The sequence below is a fragment of the Micromonospora sp. CPCC 206061 genome, from assembly GCF_036906915.1.
GTDB lineage: Bacteria > Actinomycetota > Actinomycetes > Mycobacteriales > Micromonosporaceae > Phytohabitans.
Window position 1 is genome coordinate 128,806 of record NZ_JBAKHX010000006.1, and the last position, 20,793, is coordinate 149,598.

21 protein-coding genes are annotated in these 20,793 nt (G+C 70.4%); 10 read left to right on the forward strand and 11 right to left on the reverse strand.

Going from position 1 to position 20,793, the window contains the following annotated elements:
- Positions 1 to 3: 3 nt before the first annotated feature.
- The 3 genes from V6V89_RS07595 to V6V89_RS07605 form a co-directional block, all read right to left on the reverse strand.
- Positions 4 to 1,089, reverse strand: coding sequence for a cellulose binding domain-containing protein (locus tag V6V89_RS07595; protein WP_334618264.1), 1,086 nt, complete (start codon positions 1,087 to 1,089; stop codon positions 4 to 6).
- 127 nt (positions 1,090 to 1,216) lie between these two features.
- Entirely contained in the window at positions 1,217 to 2,050 is an 834-nt protein-coding gene (locus tag V6V89_RS07600) for a LacI family DNA-binding transcriptional regulator (RefSeq protein WP_334618265.1), read from the reverse strand.
- Positions 2,051 to 2,079: 29 nt separating this feature from the next.
- The gene (locus V6V89_RS07605) at positions 2,080 to 3,306 is read right to left on the reverse strand and encodes an ROK family transcriptional regulator (protein ID WP_334618266.1); all 1,227 of its coding nucleotides are present in this window, start codon (positions 3,304 to 3,306) and stop codon (positions 2,080 to 2,082) included.
- A 202-nt stretch (positions 3,307 to 3,508) separates the two neighbouring features.
- Here V6V89_RS07605 and V6V89_RS07610 point away from each other — a divergent pair, with 202 nt between their 5' ends.
- Both V6V89_RS07610 and V6V89_RS07615 read left to right on the forward strand, forming a co-directional pair.
- Positions 3,509 to 4,588 (forward strand): hypothetical protein, encoded by a 1,080-nt coding sequence (locus V6V89_RS07610; protein WP_334618267.1) that lies wholly within the window; start codon positions 3,509 to 3,511, stop codon positions 4,586 to 4,588.
- 125 nt (positions 4,589 to 4,713) lie between these two features.
- The gene (locus V6V89_RS07615) at positions 4,714 to 4,977 is read left to right on the forward strand and encodes a hypothetical protein (RefSeq protein ID WP_334618268.1); all 264 of its coding nucleotides are present in this window, start codon (positions 4,714 to 4,716) and stop codon (positions 4,975 to 4,977) included.
- Here V6V89_RS07615 and V6V89_RS07620 read toward each other — a convergent pair.
- The gene (locus tag V6V89_RS07620) at positions 4,974 to 7,724 is read right to left on the reverse strand and encodes an AAA domain-containing protein (RefSeq protein ID WP_334618269.1); all 2,751 of its coding nucleotides are present in this window, start codon (positions 7,722 to 7,724) and stop codon (positions 4,974 to 4,976) included. The two genes, V6V89_RS07615 and V6V89_RS07620, sit on opposite strands and share 4 nt — an antisense overlap.
- 56 nt (positions 7,725 to 7,780) lie before the next feature.
- On the opposite strand from V6V89_RS07620, the gene V6V89_RS07625 reads away from it, so the two are divergent.
- The gene (locus V6V89_RS07625) at positions 7,781 to 8,497 is read left to right on the forward strand and encodes a formylglycine-generating enzyme family protein (RefSeq protein ID WP_334618270.1); all 717 of its coding nucleotides are present in this window, start codon (positions 7,781 to 7,783) and stop codon (positions 8,495 to 8,497) included.
- On the opposite strand, the gene V6V89_RS07630 is transcribed toward V6V89_RS07625, so the two are convergent.
- A complete protein-coding gene (locus V6V89_RS07630) occupies positions 8,490 to 8,954 on the reverse strand; it encodes an ASCH domain-containing protein (protein WP_334618271.1) in 465 nt (154 codons plus the stop codon). The genes V6V89_RS07625 and V6V89_RS07630 overlap by 8 nt on opposite strands.
- A 561-nt stretch (positions 8,955 to 9,515) precedes the next feature.
- Here V6V89_RS07630 and V6V89_RS07635 point away from each other — a divergent pair.
- From V6V89_RS07635 to V6V89_RS07650, 4 genes are all read left to right on the forward strand, one after another.
- The gene (locus V6V89_RS07635; protein ID WP_334618272.1) at positions 9,516 to 11,234 is read left to right on the forward strand and encodes a hypothetical protein; all 1,719 of its coding nucleotides are present in this window, start codon (positions 9,516 to 9,518) and stop codon (positions 11,232 to 11,234) included.
- Between the two features lie 150 nt (positions 11,235 to 11,384).
- Entirely contained in the window at positions 11,385 to 12,668 is a 1,284-nt protein-coding gene (locus tag V6V89_RS07640; protein ID WP_334618273.1) for an ABC transporter substrate-binding protein, read from the forward strand.
- Positions 12,669 to 12,741: 73 nt separating this feature from the next.
- A complete protein-coding gene (locus V6V89_RS07645) occupies positions 12,742 to 13,707 on the forward strand; it encodes a carbohydrate ABC transporter permease (RefSeq protein ID WP_334618274.1) in 966 nt (321 codons plus the stop codon).
- Position 13,708: 1 nt separating this feature from the next.
- A complete protein-coding gene (locus tag V6V89_RS07650; RefSeq protein WP_334618275.1) occupies positions 13,709 to 14,590 on the forward strand; it encodes a carbohydrate ABC transporter permease in 882 nt (293 codons plus the stop codon).
- 160 nt (positions 14,591 to 14,750) lie between these two features.
- Here the strand turns inward: V6V89_RS07650 and V6V89_RS07655 are convergent, their stop codons facing one another.
- Positions 14,751 to 14,882, reverse strand: a complete 132-nt coding sequence (locus V6V89_RS07655; protein ID WP_334618276.1) for a hypothetical protein — start codon at positions 14,880 to 14,882, stop codon at positions 14,751 to 14,753.
- A gap of 82 nt (positions 14,883 to 14,964) precedes the next feature.
- Positions 14,965 to 15,294 (reverse strand): hypothetical protein, encoded by a 330-nt coding sequence (locus V6V89_RS07660; protein ID WP_334618277.1) that lies wholly within the window; start codon positions 15,292 to 15,294, stop codon positions 14,965 to 14,967.
- Positions 15,295 to 15,421: 127 nt separating this feature from the next.
- Here V6V89_RS07660 and V6V89_RS07665 point away from each other — a divergent pair, with 127 nt between their 5' ends.
- Positions 15,422 to 15,604, forward strand: coding sequence for a hypothetical protein (locus V6V89_RS07665; protein WP_334618278.1), 183 nt, complete (start codon positions 15,422 to 15,424; stop codon positions 15,602 to 15,604).
- Between the two features lie 6 nt (positions 15,605 to 15,610).
- Positions 15,611 to 16,474, forward strand: coding sequence for an LLM class F420-dependent oxidoreductase (locus V6V89_RS07670; RefSeq protein ID WP_334618279.1), 864 nt, complete (start codon positions 15,611 to 15,613; stop codon positions 16,472 to 16,474).
- Positions 16,475 to 16,476: 2 nt separating this feature from the next.
- Here the strand turns inward: V6V89_RS07670 and V6V89_RS07675 are convergent, their stop codons facing one another.
- Entirely contained in the window at positions 16,477 to 17,043 is a 567-nt protein-coding gene (locus V6V89_RS07675; protein ID WP_334618280.1) for a hypothetical protein, read from the reverse strand.
- 155 nt (positions 17,044 to 17,198) lie between these two features.
- On the opposite strand from V6V89_RS07675, the gene V6V89_RS07680 reads away from it, so the two are divergent.
- Positions 17,199 to 17,885, forward strand: coding sequence for a class I SAM-dependent methyltransferase (locus V6V89_RS07680; protein ID WP_334618281.1), 687 nt, complete (start codon positions 17,199 to 17,201; stop codon positions 17,883 to 17,885).
- 8 nt (positions 17,886 to 17,893) lie between these two features.
- Here the strand turns inward: V6V89_RS07680 and V6V89_RS07685 are convergent, their stop codons facing one another.
- The 3 genes from V6V89_RS07685 to V6V89_RS07695 form a co-directional block, all read right to left on the reverse strand.
- A complete protein-coding gene (locus V6V89_RS07685; RefSeq protein ID WP_334618335.1) occupies positions 17,894 to 18,778 on the reverse strand; it encodes a sulfotransferase domain-containing protein in 885 nt (294 codons plus the stop codon).
- 241 nt (positions 18,779 to 19,019) lie between these two features.
- Positions 19,020 to 20,027, reverse strand: a complete 1,008-nt coding sequence (locus tag V6V89_RS07690) for a hypothetical protein (protein WP_334618282.1) — start codon at positions 20,025 to 20,027, stop codon at positions 19,020 to 19,022.
- A 123-nt stretch (positions 20,028 to 20,150) separates the two neighbouring features.
- Positions 20,151 to 20,783, reverse strand: a complete 633-nt coding sequence (locus tag V6V89_RS07695) for a CG0192-related protein (protein ID WP_334618283.1) — start codon at positions 20,781 to 20,783, stop codon at positions 20,151 to 20,153.
- Between the last annotated feature and the right edge of the window lie 10 nt (positions 20,784 to 20,793).

The window sequence follows — 20,793 nt, forward strand, 5'->3', positions numbered from 1 at the left end:
GTGTCAAGAAACGGTGCACGCCACGGCGGGTGCCGCGTTGGTGCCGTTCCAGTTGGCGAGGAAGCCGAAGGTGGCGGTGCCGCCGGCGGCCAGGGTGCCGTTCCAGTTCAGGTTCCGGGCGGTCACCGCGGCGCCGCTCTGGCCGACGGTGGCATTCCAGTGCTGGGTGATCTGCTGGCCGTTCGCGAAGCTGAATGTGGCCGTCCAGGCCGACGACGCGGTCGTCCGTCCATTGCGGACGGTGACCTCGCCCTGGAACCCACCGGTCCACTGCGAAACCACCTTGTAGGTGGCGGTGCAGGCGCCGCCGGCAGGCGGCGGCGTCGTGGGCGAAGCCGTCGGGGAAACGGTCGGCGACGCCGTGGGCGAGGTCGTCGGTCCTGGCGGGATGACACCGTTCAAAATCTGCGACAGTACTGGGTAGAAGCGATCGGACATCTTCTGGAACCCGGCGCCGTTGGGGTGTACACCGTCGCCGGTGTCGGTGGCCGTGTTGAAGCCGGTCCACTGGTCGACGACGACGATCGGTGACTGGGCGGTGGAAAGGCCGGCGGCCCAGCCCGGAATCCGGTTGTTGAAGGCGATCACATCGGCCGGGCAGGTCGAACAGGCGTTGGCGCCCATCGGGATGATCTGCGCGACGATGATCTTCATGTTGGGGTTGTTGGCCCGCATCTGCCCGACCAGCTTGGTGATCGCGGTGATCTTGTTTGCCAGCGGGATGTGGCCGCCCCACATGTCGTTCGTGCCCAGGTGCATCATGACGATGTCGGGGTTGGTGGCCGACAGCCAGGGTGGCAGCTGGTTCTGGTCGGCGATGCCGGTGGCGGAGAAGCCACCGTGGCCCTCGTGGTCGCCATCGTGCGCGACCGAACAGCCGCCACCAGGCTGGGTGCCCACGAAGTCGATGTTGGTGTAACCGGTGCGCTGCAAACGATCCCAGAGCAGGGCGCGCCAGCAGCCAGGGCCGGCCGTGATGGAGTCGCCCAGTGGCATGATCTTCACAGGGGTAGCCGCCAGCGCGGGCCTGGTCACCGCGAACCCGAGCACCGCCACGAGGGCGGCGAGCAGCGCGTACAGACGTTTCATCTCAGATCTCCTCTGGTAGTGAGAGGTGACCATCGATGGGAGCGCGCACAGGAGCTTTCTTTATTAACCTCTTTAAGTCAAGCGCGAGCGAGGGAGCTGCCTCTCAGCCGCGCGAACGAGCCCACCATCAGGCACAGGACGCGGTCGTCTCGCGCGGCACCACTGTCTCCGTTGGACACCACCGCTCCGCGACCGGATCACCCTCGACAAGCCTGACCACCGACTCAGCCACCAGCTCACCGAACAGGTGCACGTCGAGGCTCATCGTGGTGAGCGCCGGCGATGCCAGCCGGCACAGGCTGGAGTCGTCCCAGGCGATCAGGCTCAGGTCGTCCGGCACCCGCTGGCCCAGCCCTTTCGCGGCGTGCAGGCCGGCCACGGCCATCAGGTCGTTGTCGTACACGATCGCGCTCGGCGGCTCGGCCCGGGCCAGCAGCTGTGCGGTGAGCTTCGCGCCGGACTCCTCCGAGTAGTCGCCCTCCACCACGACCGCCTCGACGCCGGCGGCACCCGCCGCCTCCAGCAGCGCGGCCGTGCGGGTGCGGGTGTGCACGAGCGTGCTGGGGCCGCTGACACGCGCGATCCGGCGGTGACCGAGGCCGGCCAGGTGGGCCAGCGCGGCGCGTACCGAGCCGACGTCGTCGCGCCGCACCGCCGGGGCGCCCTCGACCGGCTCCCCCGCCACCACCACGGGCAGGCCCAGCTCGCGCAGCATCGCCGGGCGGGCGTCGTCGACGGTCCTGTTGACGAGGATGACCGCGTCGACGAGCCGGCGCTCGGCCCAGCGCCGGTACGCGGCGATCTCGGCGGCGTGGTCGGCGACCACGTGCAACAGCACCGACCGGCCGCGCTCGGCCAGCCGCTCCTCGATGCCGGCGATGAACTCCATGAAGAACGGCTCGGCGCCGAGCAGGCGGGGTGGCCTGGCCAGCACGAGGCCGACCGCGCTCGTCGCTGTCATCCCGACACCCTCCCACGCCTGCCGGAGAGCTAGGCCGCGGGCTCAGGCTCGGAGTCGAGGTTCTCCGGCAGGCGCAGGCCATGGCTGAGCGGCACCAGCTCCGACTCCAGCACCAGCGCGGCGGCGCCGACCGCGGATGCCGACGCGGCCGACCGGGACAGCCGCACATCGACGGCGTGCGCGGGGCGGAGGAAGAAGGCGCGCAGCTCCTCCCGCACGATCGGCAGGTACACCGAACCGGCGACCGCGAAGCTCGGCCCCGTCAGTACGAGTACCTCCAGGTCCATGAGGTTGGCGAGCGTGCGCGCGGCCGTGGCGACGTAGCGCGCGGACCTCTCCAGGATGGCCAGCGCCCGCGGCTCGCCGCGCCGCGCGGCGCGGCTGATGGCGGCGAAGTCACCGGCCACCGACGCCCGCTTCGCGCTGTCGCGCAGGCCGACCGCCTCCGCCACCGACCGGTCGGCGCGCGCGGCGGCGACCACGGCTGCCGGACCGGCCACGACCTCCAGGCAGCCGCGCGCCCCGCACCAGCAGTCCGGGCCGTCCGCGTGCACGCACACGTGTCCCAACTCGCCGGCGTTGCCGCTGGGGCCGCGGTACGTGATGCCGTTGATGACCAGGCCGGCACCGATCCCGGTGCCCATGTACAGGGCTGCCGCGGCGATCGCGGTGCCGAACCCGCCGGCCCAGTGCTCCCCCAGCGCCGCGGCGGTCGCGTCGTTGTCGAGCACGACCGGCAACCCGATCGCTCGTTCCAGGGCCGGACCGAGCGGGAAGCCTTCCCACTGCCGCATCGACGGGGTGAGCCCGGTGCGCGGTCCGGGAAACACCAGGCCCGCGCCCAGTACCCGGTCGCGCTCGACGTCGACGCCGTCGATCAGCGCGCCGATCTCGCCGGCCATCCGGGCGACGACCGCCGCGGGCTCTTCCGCGCCCGCGCCGGGCCGGGCGATCCGGGCCACCGCGACGCCGCCGAGGTTGGTCAGCAGGTACGTCATCGTGCCGTCGTCGAGGTGCACGCCCACCGCGTACCGCGACGCGTGGTTGAGCTGCAGCAGCACGCGGCGCTTGCCGCCGGTCGACTCGGCGTGCCCGGTCTCGACGACGAGGCCCTCGTTGATGAGCTTGCGCACGAGCGTGGAGATGGTGGGAGCGGTGAAGCCCGTGGCCTGGATGAGGCCGACCCGGCTGATCGTGCCCGCCGCGCGGATGGCGTCGAGGACGGCGGCCTTGCTGCTCGCGTGCGGCTTGCTCACTGCTCCTCTGTCACAGCCCGTCCCGGTCGGCGTAAATAGCATACAACTGTCCACAGTCACCGATGAGCCCGGAGGGGGCTGAATCGCGCTCAGATACGTCGCCAACCTGTCATGCCAGCGTGCGCCGCCGCGCTGGTCATGTCGACGAACTTCATCGGATCCTGTTCTGGCGCCCCCATACCTCAACCCACGAAGGAGCGATATGGGCATCCAGCGCAGGATCATGGCCGCCGCGATCGGGATCGCGCTCGCGGTAGCCGCAGCGGTCGGCATCGCGGCGCCAGCGCAGGCGGCTGTGCCGGACGGGCACGGCTTCGTACTGTGGAACGGCGCCGCGGTGGTGCCGTCGGGCACCTGGCCGCCCACCACGACCGTCGCCGCGGGAGGCGGCGGCTTCTACCGGGTCGTGTTCCCGGGCCAGGCCGCGAAGGGCGGCGTCGTCCACGTCACCGCGATCAGCGGGCGCCCGATCTGGTGCCAGGCGTTGAGGTGGGGTTACTCCGGCGCCGACGAGATCGCGTACATCGGCTGCTTCCGGCCGGGCGGCATCGGCATCGACACGCCGTTCACGGCGGTCTTCGCGAGCAGCTCGCCGCCCGACGGGATACCCGGCCACTACGGGTACGTCCACGCCGACCAGACCGGTGGGATCGTGAGCGAGTACAACTCCGCGCTCGGCAGCGGCAACGTCGTGACGCCGACCGGTTCGACCGGCGAGTACGTCGTGCGCTTCCCCGCGCTCAGCACGCCGGGGCCGTTCGACGGCAGCCTCCAGCTCACGGCCGCCAACTCGAGCGTCGCGGCGCACTGCGAGGTCGCGAAGTGGCGATCGAGCCCCGGAGGGCAGGACGTCCTGGTGTTCTGCTTCGACGGAGCCGGCGCGAAGCTCGACACCGGTTTCACGTTGAGCTACCAGTTCCAGCGGTCGCTCTTCGGCTCGGCGTACCCACCGAAGCACTTCGGGTACCTCTGGAACGCACCGCCGCTCCCGGTCCCGAACCTCGGGCCGCCGTCGACCAACTTCAACTCACTCTTCGGCACGGGCGTCAACATCGTCGCGTCCTCAGGGCCGGGGCTGACGCTCGTCGGCTTCCGCGGGCTGGCGCAGCGCCCAGACACGGTGCAGGTCACCACCGAGGGGCAGGCCGGTGAGTTCTGCAACCTGCAGGCGCCCTGGGCGTACAACGGCACGACCGTGCTGGTGCGCAATGTCGCCTGCTACACGTCGGCCGGATTCCGCGTCGACGCCGGCTCGTTCACCAGTTACAACTCCGAGTTCTAGGTCAGCTGGCGCCGCCCTCCGGGTCGGCGCCAGCTCCAGCGCGCACCGCGACGCGCGCCGGGTCGCCGATCAAGGGCAATCGCATGGATCAAGGGCAAACGCACGTGGAAAAGAGATCGAACCACGTGCGTTTGCCCTTGATCGACGGCGCGAGCGGGCGCACGGCGCGAGCGGGCGCACGGCGCGAGCGGGCGCACGGCGCGAGCGGGCGCACGGCGCGAGCGGGCGCACGGCGCGAGCGGGCGCACGGCGCGAGCGGGCGCACGGCGCGAGCGGGCGCACGGCGCGAGCGGGCGCACGGCGCGAGCGGGCGCACGGCGCGAGCGGGCGCACGGCGCGAGCGGGCGCACGGCGCGAGCGGGCGCACGGCGCGAGCGGAGGGCGGCTAGGGGTGGGGCGGCGCCAGCTCCAGGGCGGCGCGGACCGGGTCGCCGGCCCAGCGGCTGGCGAACGCGTCGTGCAGGCGCCAGCCCGCGCGGGTCAGCGTGCGCTGCCGTTCGACGTGCGCGTCGACGCCGTCCGGGTGCACCGCGCAGATCAGCCCGATGGCGCCCTCGCCTTCGCCGGCGCACAGGTCGATCCGCCAGCGCCCCACCGGGTACCCGAAACGGACCGGCACCCCGGCACGGCGCAGCTCGCGGGCCAGCGCCGCCGCCCACTCGCCGGGCGGGACCCCCTCGCCCGGCGCGGTGCGTTCGGGCTGCTCGGCGTGCTGGAAGTACTCGGCGACGAGGCCCTGCGGCGACGTCAGCGAGGTCACCACGGTCATGTGGTGGCGCGCACGGGTGATCATGACGTTGAACAGGTTCGGGTCGGCAGCGAACCGGTGCCGCGACGCCGAGTCCCAGTCCACCAGGCCGAGCGACGCGACCACCACGTCGGCTTCGCTGCCCTGAAAGCCGTGCACGGTGCTGGAGCGCAGGCCCAGCTTCTGGATCTCCTCCACGGAAAAGGCGCCCAGCAAGGCGGACTCGATCGCGTCGGCCTGCGCCCGAAACGGCGTGATCACACCGATCCCGCCCTCCGGCGGCGCCTCGGCCAACCGCCGCACCTGTTCGAGCACCGCGTCGACCTCGGCGCGGTTCACGCCGTCCTCGACGCTCCCGCCCGAGACCCGGACCAGCTCGATGAGGTCGGTGAGCTCGTTGCGCGGGTGCCGGGTGACCAGCTCCAGCCGGTCGGCGTAGAACCGCCGCGCCGAAAACCCGATCAGGTGCGGCGCGCACCGGTAGTGCTCGCCCAGCCAGGTCACCGCCGCCGCGCCGGCCGCCACGTCGAACGCGCTCGCCCGGCGCACGTCGAGCCGGTCGGCCAGGTGCTCCAGGCCGCGCTGCCGCAGCGTCCCCGCCACCTCCACGTCGGCCACGAACGACACGAACCGCAGCTGCCGCGGGTCGCCGATCACCAGCGCCCGCCGCGCCCGCGCCAGCACCGGTGCCGCGCGCAACTGGTCGATGTGGGCCGCCTCGTCGAGCACCACGAGGTCGAACATGCCGGCCGTCGGCGGCAGCAGATCGTCCACATCGGTCACCGTGCCGATCCACAGTGGAAGCGCCCGGACCAGCGCCGGCCCGTCGAGGGCGGTGAGCATCTCGCGGCGCCGGTTCCGTCCGGCGCGTAAGGCGGCTCCCAGGGCGGTGGCGCTGCGCCGCGCGGCCGCGTTCCACCGCGCGGAGCTGGTCGCCCGCCGCCGCATCGCCGCGCCGACGGCGCTCGCCAGCGCGGCGTCGCCGTCGGCGAGGGCCCGCCAGGCGGGCGCCAGGTCGGTGCCGCCGCTGGCGGCCAGTCGCGCGGCGGCACGCGCGGCAATCGCGGCGTCGAGAGCCGCCTGCAGCCGATCATGGGGTACAGCCGGCCGGGCGCCCAGCATCCGGCGCAGGCGCTTCTCCGCGCGGCCGCGGCGCCAACGCCGCAACCATCCGCCACCCGTCGCGGCCGCGGCCGTCAAGAGGGTACTGGCCGACGCGTGGTCGGCGTCCACTGTGAACGCACCGGGCACGTCGGCCTGGAGTGCGGGGATCGCCGGCTGCCAGCGGGGCAGTTGGGCGGCCCGCCGTTCGGTGTCGAGCGCGGCGGCGATGCCGGCCCGGATCGACGTGACCGGCGCGGCGGCCGCCTCCACCGCGGCGGCGATGGCGCGCACCCGTTCCGCGTCCGCTCCCGCCTCCGCGCCGCGGCTCAGGTCGGCGGCGAGTTCGGCGCGGCGCTCGCTGTCGCCGAACAGCACAGGCGCCGGCCCGTCGTATCGGCGCACCAGGTCGGCGAGCACGTCCGCGGCGTGTACCGACTGCGTGGCCACCAGCACCGAACCGCCCCGGTCCACCACGTCGAGCGCCGCCGCGACCGCCGCGTGGCTCTTGCCGCCGCCCGGTGGCCCGCCCGCGACCACCACCGGCTCCACCCGGGTGCGGCGGACCACCTCGCGCTGGGCGGCGTTGAGCGGCAGCGGCGACAGCGGATCCTCGCCGTCCACAGCGGACCTCTGATGTGGACGGTCGGCGTACGCGTGGCCGAGCGCGGTGCTTTCCAGGCCCGGATGGGAGGCCCACGCCAGCAGGGTGTCGCGCAGCCCGGTGGCCACCACGTCGCGGGTCACGAACAGCGCCGGCGCGGCCACCCCGACGAGAGCGTCGTCGTCGACGCGCTTCGGCGCCTTTGCCAGCACCTCGCTGACCGCCAGCCCTGCGGCCTCGGCCGCGGCCTTCACCCAGGCAGCCGTGCCGGTGGCGCCCAGCCACCCCGTACTCGCCAGTCCCGGCGCCGCCTCCAGTCCCGCCGCGACGGTGCGGTCCTCGATGAGCGGGGTCAGTTCCAGGTCGCCGGCCGGCACCACCCGGTACCCGCGCAGCCCCCATTCCAGCCGCACCGGCTGCGCGAGCACCGGCAGGCGTACCTTGCGGCGCGTCCCACCGACCTCGGCGCCGCCCACGACGAACGTCCACCCCAGACGCAGGACCCGCTCGTCGCGGCGCAGCGCGTCGAGTGCCGCCAACCGGTCGATCCGCGCGTTGCGTGGCGCCCGGTCGGGCTCCGCCAACCACACCAGCGGCCGACCACCCCCGGACACGTCGAGCACCCGCTCGCCGCCGGCCGGTGCCAGGTCGGCGAGCGCCGCGAGGATCGTCGCAACCTCCATCGCACGATGATTCTGCCTGATCGTCGCCGTGCTCCGGAGTCCGGTAACCTCGTGCGGTGGTCTTCGACGGGTTGACGGAGACGGCGGTCGCGGGGCGGCCGGCGTGGCGGCACGACGCGTCCGGAGTGCTCTTCCGTCGCGTGCCCGGCGGCACGTACCAGATGGGCCTGTCAGACGCGGAGATGGCCGCGCTCTCCGCGCACGCCGACGCGTCGGTGATGCTCGATGACGCCCACCGGATGCGTCCGATCCGGACGGTCACAGTGGAGCCGTTCCTCATGGCGCGCCACCCGCTGACCGTCGCGCAGGTGCGGCACTGGTTGCCCGACTACGAGGACGACTACGTCGACGACGATGACGCGGCCGCCCACCTCGAAGACGAGTGGCTCGACGCGCTACTGGAGGCGCTGCCTTTCCGGCTGCCGAGCGAGGCCGAGTGGGAGTACGCGGCGCGGGCCGGCACTACGACGCTGACGTGGCGCGGCGACGAGGCGCCGACCGAGGAGCAGCTGCTCGACCGGTTCGGCGTCGAGGCCGAGGTGGCCGCCACCGAAAACCCGTTCGGGCTCGCGGCGATGGGGTCGCTGACCGAGCGCTGCGCCGACCGGTACGGGATCGGCTACGCCGAGCCGGCGCCGGCCGACGGCCCGCCCGTCGTGCGCGGCGGCGCCGCGGACGCCAGCCCTTGGCAGGGCTGCGGCGAGTGGCTCCTGGCCCTGCCCGCGTCGCGCGGGTGGCAGGACATGTTCACCTCGATCCGGCCGGTCATCTGACCTCGTCGCGCGGCCAGACCATCTCGAACCGTTCGAACACGGTGGGCAGGTCCGTCGCGAACGGCACACCAGCCTGCTCGCAGACCCGGGTGAAGTACCGGCGGTGCGCCTCCTGCCAGTAGGCGAGGCTCCGGTCGCCCTCCCCCTCGTCCCACGCGAACGCCGCGTCCACCTGGTCGAGCGGCTTGATCTCGACGTCCGTGGTGCGGATGACGCACACCGGCTCACCGTCCCCACCGAGCACCACCCAGTGGTCGCCCGGGCGCGGCACCGGCTCGCCGTCGCGCTCGAACTCCAGCACGAGACCGGCGGTGGCCCTCTTGGGGCCGTGCCGCACCAGCGCCGCCAGCTCGTCGGCCAGCGCCGGCGAGTCGCCGAACGCGAACGAGCCGACGAGCTCCGCGTCGACGCCGGTGGCCCGCCGAAACTCGTCCCACACCCGCTCCGCTCCCGTCACGCACCCATAATGCAGGGCCAGTTCGACGGACCGGGCAACGCCTGCGCGTCCCGCGGGGGATGACCCAGCGTGTTCGGGATTTCGCGGGGACTGGCGCGCGTGCGGAGGCCGCGCTTTCCCGGATATAGCGGCGTCCTGCGCCGGCGCCGAGAGACGTTGCGTGTCCGCGGCGGATGCGGTCGCCTCCGGCGGCCGCCGATCAAGGAGGATTCCGTCGATCAAGGGCAAATGCACGTGGATCGGCGATCAAAGCACGTGCATTCGCCCTTGATCGGCGGGGAGACCGGCGCGCGGACGCGCGGGGAGAGCAGCGCGCGGGACGCGCGGGGAGAGCAGCGCGCGGGACGCGCGGGGAGGACGGTGCGCGGACGCGCGGGGAGGACGGCGCGCGGGACGCGCGGGGAGGACGGTGCGCGGACGCGCGGGGAGGACGGCGCGGGGAGGACGGCGCGGGGTGAGGGGGGTCGCGTCTTTGTTGGGTGGGCGTAAGGGGTGCAGGGTCGGTGGCTAGAGTGTCGCCGGAGCGCTTTTCCCCGCGAACAACCCGAAAGGGCACAAACTATGGCGGAAGCCGAGACCGATGTCGCGTTCGTCGACCAGGTGCGTGCGGCCCTGGCCGCGCAGGTGGGCGCGGTCGTCGGCGAGGCCTCGGGGGACGCGTGGCGCGGCATGCAGCACCGCCCCCTCGCCGAGCGGATCAAGGTGCTGGTCGCGGCGGCGTGCGGCGCGGCAGGGTACGCCGGCGACGCCGACCTGCTCGACCACGGCGTCCGCCTCGCCGGCCACCTGCGGGAGCTACAGGGACCGGGTGGGCTGTTCAGCGGCGGCGACAACGTCGACTCCCCGCCCGACTCGGCGTTCAGCGTCAACGACCTCGCCGATGCACTGCTGATGCTGCGGCGCGCGGACGGGTCGGCGCACCTGCTCGCCAAGGAGCTCGAACACCTGCTCGTGGCCGCCACGCCAGCCCTGGTCAGCGGCGGTGTGCACACGCCCAATCACCGCTGGGAGCTGTCGGCGGCGCTCGCCCGGCTGTTCCGGGTCGCGCCCGAGGCGGTGCGGCCGGAGCTCGCGGACCGGGTCGAGCAGTGGCTGGCCGAGGGCGTCGACATCGACGGCGACGGCCTGTACTCCGAGCGCAGCGCCGGCTACGCCGCCTTCGTGTCGAACCCGTCGCTGCTCGCCATCGCCGAGGTGTTCGACCGCCCGGAGCTCGTCGACGCCGTCGAGCGGAACCTGGACGCCACGCTCGACCTGCTGCTGCCGGACGGGACGGTGGAGACCGTGCTGTCCCGCCGGCAGGACCAGCGCTTCTCGGTGACGCTGTCCGCGTACCTCATGCCTTTGCGCCACGTCGCGAGGGTGCGCGGGCGCGCGGACCTGGCGTGGGCGGCGGGGCTGGCCCTGGAGCAGGGAATCCTCCAGCCGGCGGAGGCCGCCACGCGCCTGGTGCTGGACCCCGGCGCCGCGCTCGCGCTGCCGGCGGCTGCCGAGCCCGCGCGGACCCGGCAGCGGGTCTTCAGCGCCGCCGGGCTGCTCGTCGACCACCGGCCCACCACCACGACTGTGGTCTTCGGCGGCTCGGATTTCCCGCGCCACCGGCACATCCGCTCCGGGCTGGCCAACTCGCCGACGTTCCTGCGGCTGTTCGCCGGCGCGGCGGTGCTGGACAGCGTCCGGCTCTCGCGCACGTTCTTCAGCCACGGGCCGTTTCGCCCGGACGGCCTCGCGGTGGAGCGAGACGCCGCCGGCGCGACCACCGCGACCCTCGCGGAGACCGTGAGCGCCGCCTACTACCAGCCGCTCGCGCCCGCGCATCACGACCCGGACGGCGACTACCGGCTCGTCGACGAGGGCCGGTTCAGCGCCGCGATGGACTTCGGCAGGCGTACTCAGGACGAGGTCACGCTGGCCACGACGGTGACCGCGCGGCTCACCTCGGACGGCGTGGAGCTGACCCTGGACCTGACCGGCGCCAGTGTGGACTGGGCGCTCGAGCTCGCGTTCCGGCCGGGCGGGACCCTGGCCGGGGCGCACCCCCTGGGCGGCGACCGGTGGCGGCTGGACGCGGGCACCGCCCGGTACGAGGTCGACGGCCACGCGATCACGGTGGCGCTCGTCGACGGCCCGGAGACGCCGGCGCTGGCCGCACCGGCGTACGAGCCGGGAGAGGAGTACCGGTACCTCGGAGGCACGGACGCCGCAACGGGACAGTTACTGTACGTAACAGGACGCGTCCCCACGCGCGTGCGGCTCCTGCTCGCCGGGAGCGCTCCATGACCTGCCTTTGCTAGGCATTCCGGGTACATGACGTCCGTATGTCAGGACATTTTTTTACGTGAGTATGTCCTGACTATTGACGCGGTAAACGCTTGCCCGTTAACGTCCGTCGCCTACAAGGGCTGCGTGGATCACAAGGAGATAACACCGATGACGACTTCACTTCGACGCTGGCGGTGGTTGCCAGTGGTCGTCGCGACCGCGGCGGTGCTGACCGCTTGCGGCTCCGGCTCTGACGACGACTCGGGCTCGAGCGGCGGCGCCAAGAAGATCACGTTCTGGCTGTCGACCGCGGCGCAGATTCAAGGCTACACCGACCTCGCCAAGGAGTTCGAGGCGAAGGAAGGCGTCACCGTCGAGGTCGTGAACCAGCCCTACGACGGGTACCAGGACAAGCTGCGGCAGTCCGCCCAAGCCAACTCCCTGCCCGACGTCGCCAGCGTGCCCTCGCTGGACACCATCTGGATCAACCAGCTCCAGGATCTGAGCGACACCGCGAACAACGACGCCAACAAGATCAATAAGGACCTGATCACCGAGCAGGACGGCAAGGTCCTCGCGATCCCGTCCGACCTCACCGCGGCCGGCCTGTTCATCAACAAGAGCCTGTTCACCAAGGCCGGGGTCACCGTCCCGACCGACCCCAACCAGACCTGGACGTGGGACGAGTTCCTTTCCGCGGCGACGAAGGTCCGCACCGCGACGGGTGCCAAGTACGACCTCGTCTACGACAACTCCCCCGCGCGTATCCGGGCCTTCATCTACAACAACGGTGGCAAGGGCTTCCAACTCGGCTCCGACGGCAAGTACCAGATGCCCGACGCGGCGACCGTCTCCGCGCTGGAGAAGTTCAAGGCAATGAACGACGACAAGGTCATGCCGAAGTCGGTCTGGACCTCCGGCGCTGACCCGAACGCCCTGTTCAAGAGCGGCCAGGTCGTCGCCTACTTCTCCGGCGTCTGGCAGGTGCCGGACTTCGCCGAGGGCATCACCGACTTCGAGTGGGCAAGCGCACCGACCCCGGGCCCGGTGCACGCGACCGACATCAACCTCGGTGGCAAGGTCGTGGCGTTCAACAACGGCGACGCCGCTGGGCCGGCGAAGAAGTGGGTCGACTTCATCTTCCAGCGGGAGAACTACACCAAGCTGGCGCAGGCCAACGGCTACCTGTCCGTCGAGTCCGGCCTGACGCTGACGTACCCGTTCAAGTCGCAGGCCGCGCTCGACGCGTTCGCTCTCTACAACAAGGAGATCGAGCTCGCCGACCCGATCTCGGCCTCCGGCCAGGCCGCTGGCACCAAGCTCATCCTCGAGGGCAAGGCCATCCAGGACGACCCGACCAAGGCCGAGATGGCGAAGTACATCAACGGCCAGCAGGACGTGCAGAAGACGGTCGAGAACATCGTGAACGGCCTCAACTCGCAACTGAGCTGACGCCTCTGTGTCGCGGGATCCGCCGGCATCGTTCGATGCCGGCGGTCACCGCACGTCGGACGAGGAGAGCACCATGGTGGACAGCATCCACCCGACGGCCGAGGCGCCGAGCAGAGAAGTGCGGCGAGGGCCGGAGCCGGTACGACCGCGCCAGCAACGATGGCGACGGCGACGGCTGAACAGGTACACCGGCGCACCCCTGGTGCTCATCTCGATCAACCTGCTGCTGTTCATCACGTTCTTCGTCTGGCCGGCGGTCACCGGCCTGCTGTACTCGTTCACCAGCTACACCGGTGTCGGCACGGCACCCTACGTCGGCCTCGACAACTACCAGCGGCTGCTGGAGGACGAGGCGTTCTACTCGGCGTTGATCCGCACGCTGATCTACACCGCGGGCGTGGTGCCGCTGACGATCGTGCTGTCGCTCGGCACGGCGGTGCTGCTCGTCACGGACTACGCCAAGGGCAAGGCGGTCGCGCGGATCGTCTTCTTCCTGCCGTGGTTGATCTCCCCGATCATCGTGGGTGTCATCTGGCGCTGGATGTTCGGCGAGAACTTCGGGCTGGTCAACTACGTCCTCACCAAGCTGGGCGGCAGCGAGGTGTCGTGGCAGTCGAACGCGAACCTCTCGCTGATGGTCGTCATCTTCGCCGCGGCGTGGGGCGGCACCGCGTTCAACATGCTGTTGTTCGTCGCCGCGCTCAAGAACGTGCCGACCTCGTACTACGAGGCCGCTTCCCTGGACGGGGCCGGCTCGTGGGCCAAGTTCCGCAACATCACGCTGCCGGCGATCGCGCCGACGACCTTCATCGTCGTGCTGCTGAGCGTCCTGCACTCGATGAAGGAGTACGCGCTGTTCGCCGCGATCAACGACGGCGGCCCCGGCACCGCGAACAACCTGCTCGTCCAGTACATCTACACGAAGGGCTTCGAGCGGGCCCAAATCGGCTACGCGAGCGCGGCGTCGTTCGTACTCATGCTGATCCTCATGATCGTCGCGATCGTGCAGCTCAGCATGAACCGGCGGAAGGAGTCCTGACATGGCCGCCACCACCGCGCCACCCCGGCCGCCGGCTCTGCGCCGCCGCAAGAAGGGCACGACCGGCGAGCTGCCCAAGAAGGTCTGGGCGACCGCGATCATGTGGCTCATGGTCGTCGTGTACGGCTTCCCGGTCCTGTGGTTCCTGCTCAGCTCGTTCAAGCCCGCCGGTGAGCTGTTCTCGTACCCGCTGACGTTCTTCCCGAAGAACCCGACCATCAAGGGCTTCACCCAGGCGTGGACGAGCTTCGACGTCGCCCAGTACTTCGTCAACACGCTGATCGTCGCCGTCTCGGCCACGCTGCTCACCATCGTGGCGAGCGCCGCGTGCGGCTACGCGCTGGCGAAGTACAACAGCTGGTGGATCAAGGTGTTCACCGTCTGCATCCTGGCGACCACGATGCTGCCCGGCGAGGTCATCCTCGCGCCGCTGTTCCTGGTCGTGCGCGACCTCGGCATGTACAACAGCCTGTCGGCCGTCGTCGTGCCGGCGGTCATCACGGCGACCGGCACGTTCATGTTCCGGCAGTTCTTCGTGACGGTGCCGGACGACCTGGTGGAAGCGGCGCGCATCGACGGGTCGAGCGAGCTGTCGACCTTCCTGCGCATCATGCTGCCGCTGTCGCGGCCCATCATGCTGACGCTGGCCATCTTCTCGTTCCAGTGGCGCTGGAACGACTACATCTGGCCACTGGTGGTGCTCAACGACCCGAGCAAGTACACCCTCCAGATCGGTGTCGCGACCATCGTGGGCGCCGAGAACGTGAACTGGTCGGTGCTGCTGGGCGCCTCGGTCCTGTCGATGATCCCGCTGGTGGCGATCTATCTGGTCTTCCAGAAGTACGTGATGAACGCCGACATCAACGCGGGCTTGAAGGACTGACGCCCGCCACTCTCCCCGCCTCCCCACTCTCCCCGCCTACCCACTTCTCCCCGCCCACCCGCTCTCCCCCGCCGATCAAGGGCAAACGCACGTGGTTCGATCTCTAAACCACGTGCGTTTGGCCTTGATCGATGCGATTTCCCTTGATCGGCCCCGCCGCCTACTGGTCTCCGGCGGCGCCCTGGACAATGCGGCAGCCGGCCGGCCCACCAAACATGCGGACCTCGGTCACCCCAGATCGGCCGCCGAGCAGGTCCCGCACCCGGCTGGCCAGGTTCTCGTCGTACGCCACCGTGTGATCATCCCACCCGTGTGACGCGGCCGACATGCGCCGCCAGCACGCGCACCGCCCACCGGCACGTGGGCCTATCCGGTCAGCACACCCCGACCTGGTTCTTCACCGACGAGGAGAAGTGGCTGCTGTAGACGAACTTCGACTCCTCCACCTTGTACCAGAGGTTGCCGTAGTCGTTGTACAGGTAGCAGTTGACCCGGATGCGGCTGCCGGCCGCGGCGGTCCTGCTGCGGGAACACGCCTCGTATGGACCGACGCGGACCGGAGTCGAGTCGAGCGTGGTGGCGTAGTACGACCAACCACCGCCGGGAATGTTCCCGCAGTCCACCGCGGCCGATACGTCGGACGCGCTCGCCGGCGCCGCCGCCGCGAACGACGCACCGGCGACCAGCGCGACGACCGTCGCCACGCCGCGAAGTCCCTTGAGGACACTCGTACGGGGTCGAGCCTTCACAAACTTACCTCCACCCGATAAGGCGATGACGGAGGAAAGTTACCAGGACCCGTGCAGACGGGTTTGGCGGTACAGTCCGGCCGTGTCACAGATCTGGCGGGTCTCGCTCGCGGGCCGTATCGGCGCGCTGCTCGTTGGCGTCGTCGCCTGGGCGGTACAGAAGTCGAACGCCGCCACGTGGATGAACCGCGAGGTCCGCGCCGACCGGGTGGCGGCGGCCATCCGCGCCGCCGCGAAGAAGTCCGCGCGCCGCAGGGCGTCCTGAGCCGCGATGCGCCTCGGCCTGCACTACTGGAACTTCTCGACGCCAGACGACCCGGCGTCGATCGCGTCGACGCTCGCGAAGACCGCGCTAATCGCCGAGCAGGCCGGGATCTGGTCGTTCACCCCGATGGACCACTACTTCCAGATGCGCCACCGCCACGGCGGCGCCCACGAGCCGATGCTGGAGGGGTACACGACCCTCGGGTACCTGGCGGGGCTGACCGGCAGGATGAGGCTCGGCCTGCTGGTGACCGGCGTGATGTACCGGCATCCTGGCCTGCTGGCGAAGATCGTCGCCACGCTCGACGTGCTCTCCGGCGGCCGTGCCTTCCTCGGCATCGGCGCGTCCTGGTACGAGCGGGAGCAGCACGGGCTCGGCGTGCCGGTGGTGCCGGTGGCCGAGCGGTTCGAGCGGCTGGAAGAGACGCTGCAAATCTGCCTCCAGATGTGGAGCGCCGACAACGGCCCCTTCGCGGGCAGGCACTACCGCCTGGCCGAGACGCTGTGCGTGCCGGCGCCGCTGTCCCGCCCGCCGATCCTGGTCGGTGGTGGCGGCGAGAGGAAGACGCTGCGGCTGGTCGCCCGGTACGCCGACGCCTGCAACCTGTTCGGCCGGAGCGTCGACGAGGTCGCGCACAAGCTGGATGTGCTGCGCGCCCACTGCGACCGCGAGGGCCGTGACTACGACGCCGTCGAGAAGACGGTGATGGTCAGCCGGCCGGTGCTGGACGACGTCGACGCGCTTCTCGCTGACGCCGAGCGGTACGCGCGGCTCGGCGTGAGCGAGATCCAGGTGCTGCCGTACGGGCATCCGGTCCGGTTCATGGAAAAGGTCGCCGAACGCGTCATCCCCCACATGACCGCGCTCTGAACCTACGCCGGGGCTGGCGCGGGCCGGGCGCTCGCGCGGCGCCGCCTCCACACGACGAGGACGATCACGCTCCCCGCCGCGATGCTGAATACCGTCGCGCCCGCCGTGAGCGCGAACGTCCTTCCCATGATGCGCAGCAGCCGGCCGTTGTCCGGCACCTCGCCCACCGCCAGCTTCTCGGCCCCGAGCCCGGCAGGGGCGGTGCACGTCAGCTGCGCGGTGCCCGTCTCGTCGGCCACCAACTCGTACCGGGCTCCCCAGGTCTCGAAGCCCCGGAAGAAGGTGAACGTCTTCGCCTCGGTCGTCCTGATCGGCGAACCGGCCACCTTGCCACCGCACATGAAGCTGGCCGGGGCCGATTCCGGGCTGACGTACAGGATAACCATCTCTCCCGCCCGCAGCTTCACCGGCACCGTGTCGCCGTCACCGAAGGGTCGGCCGAGGTCGGGCAGCGCGTCGTTCCACGACCGCACGCCGGTCACCAGCACCGCCATCGCGGCGGCCAGGCCGAGCGCCGTCACCATACCCGCGACCGCATACCAGGCGCGGCTCGGGGAAGCCTTCGTCATGGCCGACATCATGCCGTGGGCGGATCGGCCGCGCGGCCCTCGGCTGGCGGCAGCATGGAACAACCTTGATGCCGCCCACCCTCATCGGTAGGCTGCTGCCCGCGAACGAAGGACCCAGGAACCGAGCCGGATCGAGCTAGGGGTGCCAGACCACAATGGCGGTCAATAATTCGCTACGTTCTCGCGTCCTGGGCAGCCCCGGATCGTGGAGCGCACGTCGCCGTGCCCAGCGCTACACCTGGCTGACGCAGACCTTTCCGGAGTTCGCGCAGATGTCGATCATCGACCTTGGCGGCACGGTGACCACGTGGCAGCGAGCGCCCGTCCGGCCCGCACACGTGCATATCGTCAATTTGACCGGCAAGCCCCCGGCCGACATCCCAGACTGGGCCGAGGTCGACCGGGCCGATGCCTGCGCGCTGCCCAAACAGATCGCCAGCCGTCGGTACGATCTGGTCTACTCCAACTCGGTCATTGAGCATGTCGGGGGCCACGACCGCCGTGCGCGTTTCGCCGAAACCGTCCACGCCTTGGCCGACGCGCATTGGGTCCAGACCCCGTATCGATACTTTCCCATCGAGCCGCATTGGCTCTTTCCCGGTATGCAGTTCATGCCGGTCCGTGCCCGGGTGACGATCGCGCGGCACTGGATCCTCGGGCACACACGCCGCACGGACGTTCGACGCGCCACGCGCATCGTCCTGTCCACCGAGCTACTCGACCGTACTCAGATGCGTCACTACTTCCCGGATTCGCATATCAGAACCGAGCGTTACGCCTGGCTGCCGAAATCACTGATCGCGATCCACGGGGCCGGCGGGGAGCAGCCGCACGGCGGATGACGGTGGGCCTAGTCGCCCGGAGCGCGAAGCGGCTGGTCCCGGGCGGCGTAACCGCAAAGCTCGACGAGATCACCGGTGGCCGCGACGAATGCTTCGTAGATGTCGTCGTCGAAATGATTGCGCCAATCACCGGCTTTGCCCTTGCGGTAGTGGGAAACCGGGCCGGCCTCCCCGCTATCCTTTCGCATTCGGGAGAAACTGTGCCGGTCGAGCAGCGCCGTCAAATCAGACCGTGGGATGGGGATCCCGCAGTGCCGCATCAGTTTTTCCACCTCGTCGAGCTGCCGCTCGCCAATGAGATCTTCGTACTGAAACAGGCGGAAGGTTTCCGCGCTTGGCGCGGCCACCCACGACCGGAGCGAAGCGAAGAGGCCCCTCTCCTTGAGATGGCTGATGACGTGCAGCATTCCTTCCTTGAACGGTATTTCCTGGAGAATCTTCCGATGCTGCAGGATGTCACCCATCGGGGTGTGGGAACTCCGGAGCGAGAAGTAGCTTGAGACGACGATGTCGCGCGGATCCCGCATTATGAAGAACGCCCGGTAGTTTTCGGGTTTGGGGATCGTGCTGAACCGCTTGTAGGAGATGAACAGCGACGAGGCCACGCGGCCGGGCGGGATGGCATCCGGATAGCGCCGACGGTGCACGCGCTGGTCGAAGGGTAGCAATCCCGAATAGCGATACACGACCGGGTCGCTAAGCAGCGCCTTCACCCATTGGCTGGCCGTCTTGCGAACCGTGCAGTGATAGACATTGTCGTATTCGCACCGGGCGACCACGGGGACGCTCAGTCGGCTTCTTACGTTTCGGGCCTCAAGCATCGTCCATCGCACCGCCACACGCAGCGAACTGGGTGTGTGGTGCTTGGCGAAGGCCAAACTTCGATTGATCAGCGCCTTAGCCCCTATCCGTGCACAGAAGCAGGGAGAGCACTCACTTCAGGTTGAGATAATGGTGCACGCCACCGCGCCCGGTCAACCTCCCAACTGTCCGCGACCAGTCCCTCACCGAATGTGCTGGTCGTGAACCCGGTCCCCTCCAACCCGTCGGCCGCGGGCGTGTAGGTAAGTGGAGGTGGTGATGTCGGCGGGCGGTCTCGTACCTCGGCGATGGGCTTGGCCCGCGCCGGCGTAGTCAGCGCAGGAGGAGGACGTCGTAGTAGTCGAGACGGTCGACGGTCACCCTCAGCTTGCCGTGCCGGCACGAGAACGCCGGTGACTTCGCACCCGGGAAGTCGGGCGAGACCATGGTGACCCGCCGCGGGCAGGATCGCAGGTCGGCTTCGACGAGGAGGGCGGCCTGCGGGACGATGCCACGGTCGTAGTTGTGGTTGACCAGGTGCAGTGTGCGCGCGCCGGTGCCGCGCCGCACGAGCAGGCTCGCCGCGACGTTGCCCGCGCTCACCCGCACCGCCTCGGCACCGACCCGGTTTTCGCGGAACAGCGACCGGTGTCCCTTGTAGAACCTGGTGTAGGTCTGGAAGAACTCCAGCATCCCCTGCTGCTCGGCCGTCGGGCTGCCGACCGTGTCCTTGAGGTGGAACGCGGGGAAGAGGCCGTTGGCGTAGGCCTCGGCGCCGAAGATCTGCCAGTAGTCCTTCTTCTCCGCGAGCGGCAGGTTGAGGTAGCTGGTCATCATGTCGTTCGGCCAGTCGATGAACACGACGACCGGCACGTCGCCCGAGATCCGCGCGCTCTTCTCCTTCAGGTACCGGTAGTTGGCCTGCAGCGACTTCGCGCCGTTGAGGCGGCCGTCGACGACCGGGACGTAGTCGGCGCCCCGGAAATCCGGCGTCTGCTCGTCCGGATTCCACGGGTACATGCCGACGCTGTTGAAGTCGACGTAGGGCCAGAGCCCGTTCGAGCTGATGAGGATGTCGCGGTGGGCGGTGCGCCGCGCGTACGCCCGCAACTCGTCCACCAGCTCCTTCCAGTACCGCCGCAGGTACGTTGCTGTGAAGGAGGTGTCCTCGGCGTACATCCGGTTGGCGGTCACCCGTCCCCACTCGGCGGCGAGGGGGTTGGCCGCCGCGAGCGGGTCGAGGTTCCAGCCGCCGGCGCGCAGGTAGTCGCGGTAGTTGAAGTTGGCGTCGAGGTCGCCGGGCGGGACGTCGGCGCGTACCAGGCCAGCGAGAGAGCACACAGTGACCAGCGCATGCCGCTCACGATATAGCGAAATATCGATCTCTGTGGTCCCGCGCACCGGCGCGCTGCTGGCCGCGGCCGGTGTGACCGCGGCCGTCATGAAGCGGAAGGCGCCCGTCGGTCAGCGCGGCAGGGCGTAGGCGAGCAGCAGCGGGTCGGGCTGGCCGGGCCACGTACCGGTCAGCGCGGCGCCGACCGGCGCTGCGATCGGGGCGAGGCGCCGGATCACGGCCAGCTCCACGCCGTCCGTGACGATCAGCGTCGGGTCCTCCTCGACGACGCGCCGGATCGCGCCCACGGCCGGCGCGTCCGTGGCGGGCGCGCCGCTCGCGACCACCGCCATCGAGGGCTCCCGGCGTACGAGGCTGCCGTCCTGCTCCACGTACTCGTCGGCGAGTCCGGCACCGGTGAAGATCATCCTCGCCAGCTCCGGGGCGTAGACCGGGTCGGCGGTCGCGTCGTACACCCACCGGCTGCCGAGCACCGAGTGCTCGGTGGTGCCGACCAGAGACGCCTCCGCATCCTCCAGCGGCGCACCGCGATAGGTGAGCGGCACCTGGTACACGATCTCGCCGCCGTCGCCGACGAGCATGGTCTCGATGCCGACCTCGCCCTCCGGGTCGTCGAACCGGTATCCACCCACGCGCGTGAGCTCCGCGCCGGTCTTGCCCTGGTACCAGCTCTGGCTCGGCAGCCATTGCGCCAGGAGTTCGAGCTTCGTGGGACGAAGTGTCGCCTTGTGGATCAACGCCATGCCGCCATCG